Below are 14,591 nucleotides of genomic sequence, written 5' to 3'. Positions count from 1 at the left end.
CTGATAAATTATGAATTGGAAATAGTCCAGCGTTCTTCTAATGATGGGGCATTGTGTCGCATGATATTAAATAAGTTCAATACGGAGCTACAAGAAAAAATTAAGAAGAGTAAGCGAGGACTATCATAAGTGCGTGGTGTGAATAAAGTGATTATCGTCGGGCGCTTGGGTCAAGACCCTGATATTCGTTACACGCAAGGCGGAGATGCTGTTGCAAAGCTATCAGTGGCGACCTCAGAGCAGTGGAAAGATCAGCATAGTGTGAATCAAGAAAGCACAGAGTGGCACCGGGTTGTTTTATATAAGCGATTGGCCGAAATTGCTAAGGAATATTTGAGTAAAGGGTCGCTTGTGTATGTCGAGGGGAAAATCAAAACGCGCAGGTGGAAAGATAACGAGGGAAAAGATTGCTATACCACCGAAATCATCGGTAAAAATATGCAAATGCTAGGGGGTGGAGATAGGGACAGGGTTCAGTCACAGGTACAACAAAAACCATTGCCACAACAGTCGCCAGGCCAACAGGCGTTTATAGCGAAGCAAGAAACGGAACAGCAGCTTGACGTTCCTGCTAATTTCGACGAATTTGATGACGTTCCTTTTTAATGAGTTGAATATACCATTATCACTAGTCTTCTTTCTGGGTTGCCTGTAAAACACAAATCGTGTTTAAATTTTGCGCGAAATAAGTATAAAAAAGCAACCGGAGTGGTATTTATGGTTGAGATCTTAAAATGGGTATTAATTATCGAAGGCAAACAACGCGATGAAGTGATTCACTTTGAATCAAACTATAACCCCGATGATGTGCGTAGGACGGCAATCAGCATTGCCCGGCTACGTGGGATTAATCTAAAAGAGCGAAAGCATAAAATAATGTCAGAGGCGGAGTATCAAGCTTCAATTCGGCATTAAGTCGTATGTAGAGGAGAAAGTCATGCCGATGCTGGATACAAAAGCAGTAAAAAGAAGGTTGAGGTGTTGGGGTGATTATATGCAACAAAGCCAGGACTCCATTGGTTGGCCAGAGTCCATTTTTAAAACGATTCAAGAGTATGGTGGTTGTAGAGTGACTGGGGGTAAAGGGGGCTGTGTGCCTTTACTGCCAAGCAATGAGCATATTTTAGAAATAGATCATCTAGTGATGGACCTTTTTGATAGCGCGGCAGAAGATGACAAAACAATGGCTAAAATTCTCTATTTAGAGTATTGCGTGCCAGGAACAGCAGCAGCAAAGCAGTTTCAACACCGTATACCAACAGCCCGCTATCGTCGCTATCTTCAATTGGGGGTGGCCTATGTTAAAGGTTGTTTGAATCATTCCATTCGCAGGCTGCAACGAAAAAGTATCTAAATCAGCGTCTTACTTCTTAAATATCAGGACTTACGCATTGACAGAAAAATCTAGTTATGCGGCTATCAAAAGTTAATGTTTTCAGCGCATTTTTTCATTATTTGCATGAATATTTGTCATAAACTCAAATTTTTTATGAACTTCGAGAGCCTACCGTCAAGCGGGTAAAAGGCTACAGCCCTTGATATGTCTAGCTTTCATGTTTTTAGAAAGCTGTCAATGCGTAAGTCCTGAATATAACCAATATGATTGATTTTACACATGAGTGTGTTATTCTTTAACTAACCAATATGATTAGTTATGGTCTAATATTACAATATGGCGAAGAAGCAGGGTGTACAGAACAAACCAATCGCAACGTACTCCTTAGAGTCTTTAAAGACAATATTTAATGCGCCTGACAAGCTAGTGATGACCAACTCTGCGATTAGAGGTCAAGAGGCGCTTGGGTTTACTGATGAAAATGTAGTGGATGTAATTCAAGCACTCACTAATGATGACTTTTATAAATCGATGGCTCCTTATACAGCTGGGTTTACTGCGTGGCAGGATGTTTATAAGTCAACATTTAAAGGTATAGACCTGTACATCAAATTCCAGGATAACCCTATTACAGGTGAAATTATTTTGTCGTTTAAGGAGAAGTAGGATGGGTAAACAACAGTGCCCACTTTGTGGTGAGCATGCTGCAGTACATGAGACTAGAGAGTCTGAGTATGTATATAAAGGCGTTCAATATTCTATTATTCAGCCAGGGTTGTGGTGTGACAGCTGTGATGATGCTGTAATTAGTCCTGCAGATCGTAAAGCATCACAAAAAGATAGAGCAACAGCACATGCAATTATTGATGGTGTATTAACCCCCGATGAGATTAAACGCGCCCGTAAAATTATCAAATTGACGCAGGCTGAGGCCGCTGAATATTTTGGGGGCGGAGTTAATGCATTTAGTAAATATGAGCGTGGAGAAATACAAATTCCGAAAGCCGTGAGTTTATTGTTATCTTTGCTTGTTGAAAGGACGATTGCTCTTGATAGTTTATCTGCTGTTGCAGAACATCTAACTGTCGAGCATTCAAAATTTTGGGCTAGGTCAGGCAAGCTTTCGTTAGGAATGCAGAGACAGGCAAGTTAAAAAATCGCTCCGGTTATCGCTTAAGAGTTGGGCAATATCGGGTATTTTTTGATGTTGTACAAGGAAAGATCAACATTATAACGATTGATGAGGTAAAAAAACGTGACTCGAAAACATATTGATTACCAGGTAATAGAACAAGATGGTCGTCCGGCGTTTGCTGTGGTGCCTTTTGCTGATTTTGAGCAATTAATGGCTGAATATAGCAATGAAGCACCCGTAAAAAAAGCGAGCGCACGGAAAAAACAAGCAACCGTACCGCACGAGCTAGCCAAGCTAGTCGCTCTAAAGGATTATTCACCGATTAAAGCATGGCGTAAGTACAAAGGGGTTACACAAGCAGAACTAGCAAAGAAACTTAAGCTGACACAGCCAGCACTATCACAGATTGAGAAAAGCGAAAAAGGCTTACAGCAAGATACAGTGAAGAAAGTGGCGAAAGCGCTAGGGATAAAACCGGAACAACTCGCAATCGAATGAGTTGGGTAAGCAGTCGTTTAATGAAATACACTAGGGTGAGTGAAGGACTAACTGGCCGCCGGGGGCGGTCTTAGAGAGTTATTATGAAAAAAGTCTATAAGGTTTATATTCAGAAGTTCGTGGAGAACGTAGGGATGCAGATTGATAAAACAACGTGGACGGTGACACCCAGCCCCGAAGCTGCACGGGCTGCATTCGTCGAGCTGCTTACTACGGATGAATACAAGGGCAAAAAAGCGCAGGTGGTCTTATCTCTCAATAGTTACCGCTTAATGCTTCATCGTTTTAATGCTGAGCCTGGTAGTGAGTATTATGTGGGGGTGGATGATGAAATTACCCTAGAAATGCCCGAAAACTTGGACCCTAAATGGCTTGAGAAGAAGAACAAGCAAAAACAACGCCAGCAACATGCTAACATTTGAGGGCTAATTTATGAGAGGTTGCTATGAGTGCAAATGATTACGACAAAGACTTGTATGCTTGGAGTTATGAGAATGCAAGCCTGTTAAGACAAGGCAAGTTTAAAGATGCCGATATTCAACACATCGCAGAGGAGTTGGAAAGCTTGGGTGCCAGTGAAAAGAACGCATTAAAGAGTCATTTAGCTGTATTAATAATGCACCTCTTAAAATGGGAATATCAGCCAAACAGACAAAGCCGTAGCTGGAGCCTAACAATTGCTAATCAGCGTGATGATGTGAAAGACGTTCTCGAAGATAATCCCAGCTTAAAATCAAAAGTCGATGATATATTGATTAAGGCATACAGAAAGGCGCATCGTGAAGCGCAGAAAGAAACTGGATTCTCAGCGAATGTTTTTCCTGCAACATGCCCGTACACGTTTGAGCAGTTGCTTGATGAAGAGTTTTTCCCAATACAAGGGAATTAGGGGGTGGTTATGGATAAGATACAAAAAGGCTTTTTAGATCGTGCTGAGGGGGCAGTCATTGATGTTGTGAGAGATGATGGCATAAATAAACATATACAATGCATTATTAAAGAAGGCCGGATGATTTTTGAGATTATTACTTGGGGCGATACTCTATGCATTAACTCCATTATTGGCTCATATACGTTTCGCTGTGATCTGGATATGATTGAAAAATTCAGAAAGGACAATATGCCTGAAGTTAATCCGCGTTCGTGGGTATTTATTGTTTCTAGTGCTCCTGTTATCGATAATTCGGCTTGTTTGCCCAGAGAGCTAGATCATGAAAAGCTAGAAGCTGCCTTAAAAAAACAAGTGTATAGCTCAGGCCATACAGAAGAAGAGAAAAATAAAATTTGGGGTGAAGTTGAAACTCAAATTCTTGAAAGAGCAACAGACCTAAACGATACTCGAAACCTGATTGCTTATTTTGATTCACCATTTGGCTTTAAGTTTGAGGAAAACTCTGAAGTCTATGACGTTTCTATATCTAGTTATAGTTATGAATACTTATGGTGCTTGTATGCTATCCAGTTCGCTATCACCAAATATGATGATGCGAAAGCACAGATTGCACACGGCTTAGAGAAGATGTATCACTAGGATATTAAGGGGGTGGTTCTAGATGTCGCTCCCGTCACAGGAAGGGCGTGCTGTAAAAAATCTTTGACTTTTTTGTGCACATTTTTTAACCTGGTTTAGGTAGAGTGGTATTTCTTTATCTGAACACCACCACTAACAACCGATTTTTATAAAGACCAGCTACGGCTGGTTTTTTTATACCCACAATAAAGAGAAAGATGATGATTGATACACGCATCGATTATGCGCCTGTGGGCGATGATATTAAATCAGAAATATTAAGTATTAAGAAGCAAGCAGAAGAATTGAATAAAAAATATGAGTCTGTCGTTGATAAAATTCTTGATCGATTGCCTGCCGATTCACGCATTGCAGTGAGTATGGATGTTGACCTGCAGCGTTTTCATGCGGAAGTTCGTTTGGCTGAGTCGGTGATGTGGATGGTTAAGTCACTGACTCATCCGTGTGATGATACGCATGGGATTTGATGTGCGGGTCCTCCCTGGAGATTTTTTTATACGGGTATGCGGCACCTCGCGATATCTCTAGTTACTAAATTTTTAAAAGTTGTTTCGTTTTCGTTTTGAGTGTTTTTTGTTGCCTCCCAACGCTCTGGCGTATTTTCAAGCGAAATGAATTTTAAATTTTGCAATTTCACTTCGTTTAAATCAGTCTGATTTAGGATTTTAAAATGTCAGAAACAATTAATGCCTCAACAGAGGTTCCTGTTGATATACTTGCTGATTTGCTTGGTATTGGCTCTAGAAGAATTCAGCAATTATCGAAAGAAGGCGTTGAAGGTAGGATTACTAAAGGGCGGTATAATCTGTTTCGTTTTGTTTTTAGTTATATTCAACATGTTAAAGAGAGTGCCAAAACTGACTCTGATAGTGGCGCTAAGAGCTATGAGTTAGAATTGCTTAGATGGCGCAGTGCAAATGAAAGACTTAAGTATTTTCGTGAAACTAATCAAGTGATTCCTGCAGATGAAGCAATCAAACTTTTTCAAAATATTATTAACAGCGCGAAGCTTAAGTTGCTAGATATTTCAGCGCAGTGTGAGCGATCGGATAGCTCATTTACTCATACTCAACTTGATTTAATTGACGGGATTATTCGGGAGGTGTTAACGGAGTTGGCGGATGGTGAAAAACGCGCATCGCAAAACATCAAAGCGTTTGAAGAGGAAGGTGAAGAGTACCTTTCTACCACCGAAGAAGATGACTTTGTGTGAATGGTCAGATAACGAATTTCTAGTTATTAATAATGCGATTCCTCAAGGTAAATGGAGAACTCGCCCCTATCAAACCGAACCAATGGAGTGTATGACTGACCGAGTCACAAAAACGATTACTTTTATGAAGTCTGCCAGGGTGGGTTATACCAAAATGTTGAATGCGCTTACCGCTTATCATGTGGGTCATGAGCCGACTTCTTTATTACTGGTCCAGCCCACGGTTGATAATGCAAAAGATTACAGTAAAGAAGAAATTGCCCCGATGTTAGAGCATGTGCCTGCATTAAAAGGCAAGGTGACAGAGGCGACGAAACGCGATGGCACAAACAACACACTAAAAAAGTTCTTTCCGGGCGGGGTGATGACGCTGGTGGGGGCAAACTCTCCTGCAGGTTTTCGGCGGATCGAATCGCGCATTGTTTTATTTGATGAGGTGGATGGTTATCCTCTGTCCGCTGGGGATGAAGGGGATCCTATTACGTTAGGTAAGCGCCGCGCGGATACTTTTCCAAATTCGAAGATTATTTTAGGAAGCACGCCAACGGATGAGGAAACCTCCAAAGTTCATAGTTCTTTTTTAAGTTCGGACCAGCGTTATTATTATGTGCCCTGCCCACACTGTTCTCATTATCAAACCTTGCGCTGGGCGGGGGTTCGTTGGCCAGAAGGTGAGCCACATAAAGCGCATTATCAGTGTGAGAAATGTGAGCAACCGATTAAACACAGTTATAAAACGTGGATGATCAATCGAGGAGAGTGGCGTGCAACTCAGCCCTTTAGTGGCCATGCTGGTTTTCATATCAGTGCTTTATATTCTCCTGCTGCAAATGCCGAATGGGGGATTTTAGCCGCCGAATTTTTAGACGCTAAAAAAGATCCCCTTAAATTAAAAGGGTTTGTAAATACCATTTTGGGTGAGGTCTGGAAAAAAACAGTGGTGAAGCTGGAGTCAGACAAACTTTACAACCGAAGGGTTAAATATGGTTCGATGATTCCCGATCCTGTTGTGATGTTAACAATGGGGGTTGATGTTCAAGATGACCGACTCGAATTAGAAATTGTCGGCCATGCACCGAATAACATTAACCACTCAATTACTTATCAGGTTTTACGCGGCAACACACAACAACCTGAAGTTTGGCAGGCGCTGCAGAAAATAATACAAGCGATTTATTCTCACCCTGCAGGTCATCAATTGCATATTGCAGGTATTGGTATTGATACGGGTGGCCACTCAACAAAAGCGGTTTATGAATTTTGCTCCAGGATGCCGGGGCGAGTTTTTGCTTTAAAAGGTTCATCGACACAAGGCGGGCCACTGGTGAATCGTCCGACTAAAAGTAACCTTGGCGGTGTGGATTTATTTCGTATCAATACCGTGGCGTTTAAAGACACGATTTATAACGCGCTTAAAAATGAAAACACAGAACAAAATTATTGTTACTTTCCAGAAGATGACAACGTTTACACACTGGATTATTTCAAGCAGCTCACCGCAGAGCGCAAAGTGTTGGAGACAAAAAATGGTCAGAGCTATTATCGTTATGATTGTCCTCCGGGAGTTCGCAATGAAGCTTTGGACTGTCGAGTTTATGCGATGGCGGCCTATCACATTATTAATCCGACGACGATCCCTCTGGAGGCGATTCAGCAGGCACAAGAAAAGCAGCAAGCACGCGCTGCACCAGCGCCAACTCAGAGCGCTGCGCGTCAAAGCAATACTAATCCATTACTTAGACAATCTAAACCGAGAGGACTATAAATGTACAAGCAACAACACTTAGATGAAATTAATCAGTCGATTCAAGATTTGAGTATGGGTAAACGTGTTACGCGAGTAACACATAAAACCGCAACGGGCAGCGAAACGATTGAATATACTGAGGCTGATTTAGATGCGCTCAGGCGTTATCGCGATGATGTGGCCAGTAATGTTAATGGCGGACTACAGGCATTTACGGCGAGAACACGTAAGACTTTATGATTCCAAAATTCCCCACTTTGGCGCAGAAAAAGTTCATTTTTCCTGCGTCGATGAGTATGCCCTCTTATGAAGGAGCGACCCGAGGCTCTCGCTTAGCGAATTATGGCTTAAGTGAAAGTGATGGCCCTATTTCTTCGGTGAGCTCTTCTGAGCAGGTGCTGCGTTCACGTGCTCGAAATATTGAGCGCAATAACAGCTGGGGACGCTCAACGGTGACCACCTATGTCACTAATATTGTGGGCACGGGAATTAAACCAAATTGGCAGCTGAAAGATAAAACGCTGAAAGAAGAGATTCAGGTGCTCTGGAAAGACTGGTCTAAAAAAGCAGATACCGCAGGAACACTTAACTTCTACGGTTTGCAAGCCCTCGCATGCCGAACGCAAGGTTTAAGCGGAGAGTGTTTAGCACGTTTTCGTTATCGACGCTTTTCTGATCCATTGGCGGTGCCCTTTCAGATTGAGTTATTAGAGCCTGATTATCTGGATATGGCCATTGATAAGAACTTTGATAATGGCCATCGCTTGCGTCAAGGGATTGAATTTAACAAACTCGGCCAAAAAGTGGCTTATTATCTCACCACTGAACACCCGGGTGATGATTGGTTGTTCGGTAATCCGGCAACAAAGCGCATTAAAGCGCGTGATTTGCTGCAGATTTTTGAACCACTTCGTCCCGGGCAAATTCGTGGTGTGAGCATGCTTGCACCGATTATTTTACGCTTAGTGGATTTAGATAAATACGAAGATGCCGAACTGATTAGAAAAACCATTGCATCGATGATTACGGGGTTTGTGACCAGCGCTGCACAGCCTGCCGCCAATGCCAGCGATTTTATGAATCAGCTGATGCAAGTCGGTAGTGACCAAGAAAAGCTAGATATTGCCTTTGATGCTGGGACGATTTTTAAACTTAATCCGGGGGATGATTTTCGTCTGGCTGAAGCGGATGACTCTGGGGATAATTTAGTCACTTGGACGAAAAACCAATTGCGAGGCGTAGCACAAGGGGCTGGAATTACCTATGAGCAGTTAACGGGTGATTTAGAAGGGGTCAACTATTCATCCATTAGAGCAGGGTTATTAGAAGCACGTCGTCGCTTTGAGATGCTTCAACATTTAATTTTATCTCACCAATTCAACCAGCCCGTCGCTGAGAAATGGCTGGATATTGCGGTCTTATCGGGGCGCTTAAAAATAAAAGATTATTGGGAAAATCGCCATATTTATCATCGTATCGAGTGGCAACCGGATGGTTGGGATTGGGTGGATCCTCTGAAAGATGCGATGGCCAAAGTGATTGAAGTGAGAGCTGGCTTTAAATCACGTGCGGCGGTGGTTTCAGAAAGTGGTGCCGATGTTGAGCAACTGGATCAACAAAATGCAGAAGACCAAAAACGCCAACGTGACCTTGATTTGAAATATGACTCCAATGTGAATGACACCACGAAAACGGGTGTATTTCAAAAAGCGGAAGAATTAGCTTACTCAAGCTCGGAATAAATAATGACTAAATTCTTAACGATACTCGGCCTTGGGGTAGGGACTGTTGCGTTTGCAAGCTCTTCGGTGACCTTAAAAGCCTCGGTCAATGTACTCATGCCGATTGTGGTCACTGTGGATGATCTTAATTTTGGCAATATTGTGCGACCGACCGGGCAAAGTGAGTCACACAAAACGATTGCCAATTTAACGATTCAAGGACAGAAAAATGAAAAAGTGACGATCGTTATGCCCGACTCTTTATCGATGGACAGTGGTAAAAATAGCATCAACGTTGATTTGGCTCTGCCCGATAAAACCCCAACGCTAGATCAGTCAGGTCAAGCGATAGAAAGCATTACAGCTTCCATAGAATTAACTCCGCAAACACAGACAGGGAGTTATTCAGGTTCGACAACAATAACGGTTTCTTATATGTGAGAGTGATGATGGATTTTTCTAAATATATTAATTCTCCTTTGTATGTGTGTGAGCGTGATATTGGCATGATGAGCAGCGCCATTCAGGGGAAAGTAAAACTGTTTTTTAATGATGATGAAGTCGTGCCTAGATTGTCGATTAAATCAGGCGTTGCGGTGATTCCTGTGCGCGGTAGTTTGGTGCAGCGAGATCGTGATGCTTTTTATTATGGCATGACCTCCTATGAGTCCATCGGCAAAATGATTAATGCGGCACTCAAGCATGAGGATGTCGATACCCTTTTACTCGATATCGACTCAGGCGGCGGTATGGTGAGCGGTTTGTTTGATTTGCTTGACACAATTGTGGCAGCACGCGAGCAAAAAAAAGTCATCGCCATTTCTAATGAAAGTGCTTATTCAGCCGCTTATGCCATCGGCTCTGCGGCAGAAAAACTATATATGACGAGCACGGCAGGAGTGGGTTCCATTGGTGTGCTGATGGTACACACTGAGTTTTCCGAACTCTATAAAAGCGCTGGAATTACAACGAATGTCTTGCGTGTCGGTGATGAAAAAGCAAAGCCCAATGCTTTAGAAAAATTAGAAGATAAAACGCGCACTGAATTACTCGATAGCATGAAAAAATCATATGACCTTTTTGTCGATAGCGTTGTGAGTCACCGTGATATTGATCGCCAGGCGGTGATTGATACGCAAGCGCGTTGCTATGACAGTGATGAGGCAATCAAGCTCGGACTCGCCGATGCAGTGATTTCATACAGTGCTTTACTTTCTCAATTAACTGCAAGTGATTTAACGGAGAACACGATGTCTACAGATACACCGACAGAAACAGCAGAAATCCCAGAGGCTCAGCACGCCCAAGTTGCAGAGACGCCTGAAGCAAAACCAGTACAGGAGGCTCCAAGCACAGCCATGATTTCGGCTGAGAGCATTAAAGAAATTAAAGGCATGTGCGAAACGGCAGGCTGCCCTGAGCGTGCACTCGGTTTTGTGGCGCAAGGCTTTAATGTCAAACAGGTCAAGCTGGTATTAGGAGAGCTGATGGTTGCAGAAACCTCTGCAAATATTGATCACAGTATTAAAGGTGAAGAGGCCAACGATAAACAGGTGCTCGATGTGATGGTCGATGCAATGAATAAGGGGAGAAAGTAATGGAACGAGTCGGTGAATTTAAACCGGATAATTTAGTCGGTGGTGATTTTGATATTGTCACCAGTGAGGTGACTTTGCAACCGGGAACTTATCAGCGCGGCGCTGTCATCGCTAAAGATAGCTCGGGTAAATATGTATTGCTCGATTTAGCAGAGCATAATGCGGACCCTAAAACACACACACTGCATGGCATTTTATCGCAAGATATAACACTTGCTGCAGAAGGTGTTGCGACGATTTATCTAACCGGGCAATTTTGTAAAAGCGAAGTATTTTTAGTGGGTGGTGCTGCGGTTGATGCGGCATTGATCGAGCAAGGTCGTTTATTGTCTATTTTCTTTGTAGACGCTATCTAGTCCGACATTAAAAACATAAATAGTTCTAATTTTATTCTTAGCACATTAGGAAGGGGATAGTTATGTCAATTGACCCATATGAAACACGCACGCTGCTGGGTGTTTTAGAGCAGGTAAAGCCGATTCAGCGATTTTTCCTGAACACATTTTTTAAAGAGGAAAATACCTTTGATACGTTGCATGTTGACGTTGATATTGTTAAAGGGTCTCGGCGCGTGGCTCCTTTTGTCAGCCCATTACTTGAAGGGAAGGTGGTCAAGAATGAAGGTTTCGTCACAGAAACCTTTAAGCCTGGCTACATCAAAGTTAAAAACGTCATTACACCGATGAATGTGTTTAAACGTAAAGCAGGGCAAACGATTTATACGAAACCGAAATCCCCGGCTTTATTAGCGGCAGAGCACGTCGGAAAAACCTTATCTAAGCTGACAGAAATGGCCGACCGTCGTGAAGAGCTAATGGCGGCGAGTGCTATTTTAAACGGGGGCGTCGAAATTAAAGGGGATGGCTTGGATCGTTATGTTGATTTTCAAATGAGTCCCAACCATAAAGTCTTACTTGCCGGTGATGCCTTGTGGACCTCAGCAAATTCAAACCCCATGAAGCAATTGGATGCTTGGTGCCGACTTGTTTTACAAGACTCAGGGCATCGTCCTAGCTATTGTGTGATGGGCATTGATGCAGTTTATGCTTTTTTAGATCACCCTAAAGTTAAAGAGCACTTGGAACTCCGGCGTAATTATACGATCGAAGTTCGACCAAAAGACCTACCGCAAGGGGTGGTTTTAGAAGCCTATATTGAAAAATTGAAGCTCAATATCGTTTCTTATAACGAGTGGTACTTAAATGAGGACACGGGGCTTGAAGAGTCGATTGTGCCTGCAAATCGTATCGCTCTGTGCTCTGAGACGGCGCGTTGTTCAAAAAACTATGGGGCAATTGAAGACTTCGATGTCACCTATGGAGTGAAGCACTTTGCAAAAACATGGAAGCAGAAAGATCCCTCTGCCCTCTTTTTGCTTTTGCAAGCTGCGCCATTGCCTGTCCCTCATGAAATCGATGCATTTTTAAATGCAGTGGTGATTTAGGCGCTAACGCCTTCGTTTTTTCTTAATTAATAAAGGATCCCATCATGCCAGAAGCAAAAAAGCCACAGGAGACCTCTGTGGATGCACAACAAAATAATGTCATTAATGAAGCTCCAGCCATTCAGGAAAAAATACAACTTCGTGCACTCACTACTGTGTATTTATCAGACCAGCATATTTATCCGCCGGGTGAAATATTTGAGGCCGATTTGAAGAATGCAGAGCGGTGCATTGATATGAAAGCTGCAGAAGAGTATCACGCCTCAAAGCTTAGGAAGCGTAAAAAGTCATGAGTTTTGATGAGGATTTTTTTAGTACCGAGTTATGCGGTGTTGCTATTTTAACGTTTGAAGATGGCAACACCCATCGGTTTCCTGCTTTTTTTGAAGCGTCTCAAGACGCAGTACAAACGTCTGAATATAGTGAAATTCCAACTTATCAACCGAGCATTATTTGTAAAGAAGTCGATGGCCGGCTCATTAATAAGGGTGACAAAATTACTATAAATGGCCGGGATTATAAAGCATACCGAGGGCCTCGTTATGATCCGTATCGGCCTCGTGCTCAGATTTTTTTAACGGATGAAGAGGTAATTAGTGACTTCTAGCATTCAGTTTGATTTTACTGCACTGGCCAAAGTCGACCCCATGCTTGAGCGACTGGCCACCGATATTAATAAAACGGGCAAGCAGGCACTGAATGCAACGACACGAATTTTAAAGGCTGAATTAAAGCGCGGTTTAGCCGGTGAGCTCAATATGCCGATGGCGGTAATTCGTCGCCGTGTGCCTTTGAAGAATCGAGGCAGCGCAACCGAGAAAAAGATCTGGTTGGGCTTGAATCCGGTGGCCGTGAGTCGGCTGAATCCTAAACAGCATCGTAAAGGGGTCAAAGCGCGGCGCTATGTGTTTGAAGGGGCATTTATCGCACCAACCAAAGGTGGCTTGCAAGTGTTTCGGCGTGTGGGGCGCAAACGCTTACCTATCCTCAAGCAATTCGTGGCCATTGAAGATCAATCCGTACCTAGGGCCAAAGAAGTGATAAAAAAAGCAGGCTTTATTTTTAATCAAGAATTTGAGAAGCGTCTATGAAGACAACTTTTGAACAGGTCACTGATGCATTGCTTGCAAAAGCGCAAGCACTTTTTGCCGGGGTTGAGGTGAATGTGAGAATTGCTGATGATGCGATTTACTTTCCAACAGCACAGCATCATCCGGTTAAACAACCAACGGTCTTTTTAGCGCTGGGCAATGCCAAACGCTTAGAAAAACGTGATTTCGGTGCCGTCAATTTTAATGTGATTTGGTCTTTTGTGATTCTGGTGCCACACAGCAATAATATCGCCAAGGCGTATCAGACCGCAGCACGGGCGGCTTATATCCTACTGGCGGGAGTTGAAGATTTTCAGCCTGAAAATAAAAATGTGGGTTGTTTTGAAATGCTCAATATGGAGTTAATTCAAACCGACCCGATGCAAGGCATTGCGTGTTATCAAGTCGATGCACAAGCGCCGGTGTGTTTTTGTTTTGATGATGCTGAGGAAGGCGAGATCCCTAAATTAGTCTTGGCCAGTTTTTCACCCGAGATTGGCGTGCCTCATAAAGAAGATTATCAGACGTTATGAATGATCATTACACGCTTTCGGATCTTCAACGGCGACTTGATGGTTTATTTGTGATTGGCGTTGTTCATGAGGTGAATTACAACAAATCCCTTGCTCGGGTGAAGGTGGGTGAAAATATCACAGGTTTTTTGCCTTGGCTTGCGTCTCGCGCTGGAGCAGATAAAACATGGCATGCTTTGGAAGTTGGCGAACAAGTTGCAGTGTTGGATCCATTTTCTAATGCGGAACAGGGTGTCATTATAGGGTCGTTGTATCAAGGTAAACACGCAGCGCCAAGTAATAATGTAAATGAGCATATTACTGAATATAAAGACGGCACAAAAACGAGTTATAACCGTGAGTCTCATACGCTCACAATTGATGTGGTTAAATCGGGACCGATTCATATCAAAACAGCCAGCGGTGAAATTCATATTAATGGCGACAAAGTTCATATGATCGACCGCAATGGTCAAAATTTTGGTGTGGTAACAGGCGGCCATATTTGCCAATACACAGGTCTGCCTCACTCACATTGTTCTAAAACGGTCACGGCAGAAAAATAATGGCATTAGACTCAGGTCAATTAAAATCGATGATCATTGCTAATTTACAGGCCTATGGTTTTGTGACTGAAGGACCGCATGCAAGAGCGCATGTGATGGCGGAGGCCGTTGCAAAAGCGGTGGTTGAGCATATTCAAAACAATGCAGAAGTCCCGGTGACAGGCGGCTCTAGTGCTGGGAATTATTCAGTTAAGTAACT

24 protein-coding genes are annotated in these 14,591 nt (G+C 42.9%); all 24 read left to right on the top strand.

Annotation, left to right across the window (positions count from 1 at the left end):
- Nucleotides 1-129 precede the first annotated feature (129 nt).
- The 24 genes from BGC07_RS15820 (at nucleotide 130) to BGC07_RS15705 (ending at nucleotide 14,589) form a co-directional block, all read left to right on the top strand.
- On the top strand, nucleotides 130-606 hold the full coding sequence (locus BGC07_RS15820; protein WP_069314039.1) for a single-stranded DNA-binding protein: 477 nt from the start codon (nucleotides 130-132) through the stop codon (nucleotides 604-606).
- A gap of 111 nt (nucleotides 607-717) precedes the next feature.
- Nucleotides 718-915 (top strand): hypothetical protein, encoded by a 198-nt coding sequence (locus tag BGC07_RS15815; protein WP_069313966.1) that lies wholly within the window; start codon nucleotides 718-720, stop codon nucleotides 913-915.
- 22 nt (nucleotides 916-937) lie between these two features.
- Entirely contained in the window at nucleotides 938-1,354 is a 417-nt protein-coding gene (locus tag BGC07_RS15810; protein WP_077216994.1) for a hypothetical protein, read from the top strand.
- A gap of 318 nt (nucleotides 1,355-1,672) precedes the next feature.
- A complete protein-coding gene (locus tag BGC07_RS15805) occupies nucleotides 1,673-2,002 on the top strand; it encodes a type II toxin-antitoxin system MqsR family toxin (protein WP_077216993.1) in 330 nt (109 codons plus the stop codon).
- Nucleotide 2,003: 1 nt separating this feature from the next.
- Nucleotides 2,004-2,489: a type II toxin-antitoxin system MqsA family antitoxin gene (locus tag BGC07_RS15800; RefSeq protein WP_069314038.1), complete on the top strand. Its 486-nt coding sequence runs from the start codon at nucleotides 2,004-2,006 to the stop codon at nucleotides 2,487-2,489.
- Between the two features lie 102 nt (nucleotides 2,490-2,591).
- Nucleotides 2,592-2,969: a helix-turn-helix domain-containing protein gene (locus BGC07_RS15795; protein WP_077216992.1), complete on the top strand. Its 378-nt coding sequence runs from the start codon at nucleotides 2,592-2,594 to the stop codon at nucleotides 2,967-2,969.
- A gap of 134 nt (nucleotides 2,970-3,103) precedes the next feature.
- Nucleotides 3,104-3,391, top strand: coding sequence for a hypothetical protein (locus BGC07_RS15790; protein ID WP_139121786.1), 288 nt, complete (start codon nucleotides 3,104-3,106; stop codon nucleotides 3,389-3,391).
- A gap of 23 nt (nucleotides 3,392-3,414) precedes the next feature.
- Complete coding sequence (locus BGC07_RS15785; protein ID WP_069314036.1) at nucleotides 3,415-3,858, top strand: DUF29 domain-containing protein; 444 nt, start codon at nucleotides 3,415-3,417, stop codon at nucleotides 3,856-3,858.
- Between the two features lie 9 nt (nucleotides 3,859-3,867).
- Nucleotides 3,868-4,500 (top strand): hypothetical protein, encoded by a 633-nt coding sequence (locus tag BGC07_RS15780; protein ID WP_069314035.1) that lies wholly within the window; start codon nucleotides 3,868-3,870, stop codon nucleotides 4,498-4,500.
- Nucleotides 4,501-4,697: 197 nt separating this feature from the next.
- Entirely contained in the window at nucleotides 4,698-4,967 is a 270-nt protein-coding gene (locus tag BGC07_RS15775; RefSeq protein WP_139121785.1) for a hypothetical protein, read from the top strand.
- Nucleotides 4,968-5,170: 203 nt separating this feature from the next.
- Nucleotides 5,171-5,713 carry a hypothetical protein gene (locus BGC07_RS15770; protein ID WP_069314033.1) on the top strand — a complete coding sequence of 181 codons (543 nt, stop codon included), beginning with the start codon at nucleotides 5,171-5,173 and terminating at the stop codon, nucleotides 5,711-5,713.
- Nucleotides 5,670-7,478: a phage terminase large subunit family protein gene (locus BGC07_RS15765; protein ID WP_158006985.1), complete on the top strand. Its 1,809-nt coding sequence runs from the start codon at nucleotides 5,670-5,672 to the stop codon at nucleotides 7,476-7,478. Before BGC07_RS15770 ends, BGC07_RS15765 begins: the two co-directional genes overlap by 44 nt.
- Nucleotides 7,479-7,700, top strand: a complete 222-nt coding sequence (gpW, locus tag BGC07_RS15760) for a gpW family head-tail joining protein (RefSeq protein ID WP_069314031.1) — start codon at nucleotides 7,479-7,481, stop codon at nucleotides 7,698-7,700.
- A complete protein-coding gene (locus BGC07_RS15755) occupies nucleotides 7,697-9,202 on the top strand; it encodes a phage portal protein (RefSeq protein WP_077216990.1) in 1,506 nt (501 codons plus the stop codon). Before gpW ends, BGC07_RS15755 begins: the two co-directional genes overlap by 4 nt.
- Before the next feature lie 3 nt (nucleotides 9,203-9,205).
- The gene (locus tag BGC07_RS15750; RefSeq protein ID WP_069314030.1) at nucleotides 9,206-9,622 is read left to right on the top strand and encodes a DUF4402 domain-containing protein; all 417 of its coding nucleotides are present in this window, start codon (nucleotides 9,206-9,208) and stop codon (nucleotides 9,620-9,622) included.
- A gap of 5 nt (nucleotides 9,623-9,627) precedes the next feature.
- Entirely contained in the window at nucleotides 9,628-10,779 is a 1,152-nt protein-coding gene (locus BGC07_RS15745) for a S49 family peptidase (protein WP_139121784.1), read from the top strand.
- Nucleotides 10,779-11,135: a hypothetical protein gene (locus tag BGC07_RS15740; protein WP_069314028.1), complete on the top strand. Its 357-nt coding sequence runs from the start codon at nucleotides 10,779-10,781 to the stop codon at nucleotides 11,133-11,135. Before BGC07_RS15745 ends, BGC07_RS15740 begins: the two co-directional genes overlap by 1 nt.
- 62 nt (nucleotides 11,136-11,197) lie before the next feature.
- The gene (locus tag BGC07_RS15735; RefSeq protein WP_069314027.1) at nucleotides 11,198-12,223 is read left to right on the top strand and encodes a major capsid protein; all 1,026 of its coding nucleotides are present in this window, start codon (nucleotides 11,198-11,200) and stop codon (nucleotides 12,221-12,223) included.
- Between the two features lie 44 nt (nucleotides 12,224-12,267).
- Nucleotides 12,268-12,516 (top strand): hypothetical protein, encoded by a 249-nt coding sequence (locus BGC07_RS15730; protein ID WP_069314026.1) that lies wholly within the window; start codon nucleotides 12,268-12,270, stop codon nucleotides 12,514-12,516.
- Nucleotides 12,513-12,830 carry a hypothetical protein gene (locus BGC07_RS15725; protein ID WP_069314025.1) on the top strand — a complete coding sequence of 106 codons (318 nt, stop codon included), beginning with the start codon at nucleotides 12,513-12,515 and terminating at the stop codon, nucleotides 12,828-12,830. Before BGC07_RS15730 ends, BGC07_RS15725 begins: the two co-directional genes overlap by 4 nt.
- Entirely contained in the window at nucleotides 12,820-13,314 is a 495-nt protein-coding gene (locus BGC07_RS15720) for a hypothetical protein (protein WP_069314024.1), read from the top strand. The genes BGC07_RS15725 and BGC07_RS15720 overlap by 11 nt, the downstream gene beginning before the upstream one ends.
- Entirely contained in the window at nucleotides 13,311-13,847 is a 537-nt protein-coding gene (locus tag BGC07_RS15715) for a hypothetical protein (RefSeq protein WP_069314023.1), read from the top strand. Before BGC07_RS15720 ends, BGC07_RS15715 begins: the two co-directional genes overlap by 4 nt.
- On the top strand, nucleotides 13,844-14,392 hold the full coding sequence (locus BGC07_RS15710; protein ID WP_069314022.1) for a phage baseplate assembly protein V: 549 nt from the start codon (nucleotides 13,844-13,846) through the stop codon (nucleotides 14,390-14,392). The genes BGC07_RS15715 and BGC07_RS15710 overlap by 4 nt, the downstream gene beginning before the upstream one ends.
- A complete protein-coding gene (locus BGC07_RS15705; protein ID WP_069314021.1) occupies nucleotides 14,392-14,589 on the top strand; it encodes a hypothetical protein in 198 nt (65 codons plus the stop codon). The genes BGC07_RS15710 and BGC07_RS15705 overlap by 1 nt, the downstream gene beginning before the upstream one ends.
- Nucleotides 14,590-14,591: the final 2 nt, after the last annotated feature.

Source organism: Piscirickettsia litoralis (assembly GCF_001720395.1).
Lineage (GTDB): Bacteria > Pseudomonadota > Gammaproteobacteria > Piscirickettsiales > Piscirickettsiaceae > Piscirickettsia > Piscirickettsia litoralis.
Note: the sequence above shows the minus strand (reverse complement) of the source record. Positions and strands in the feature narration are given on the sequence as shown.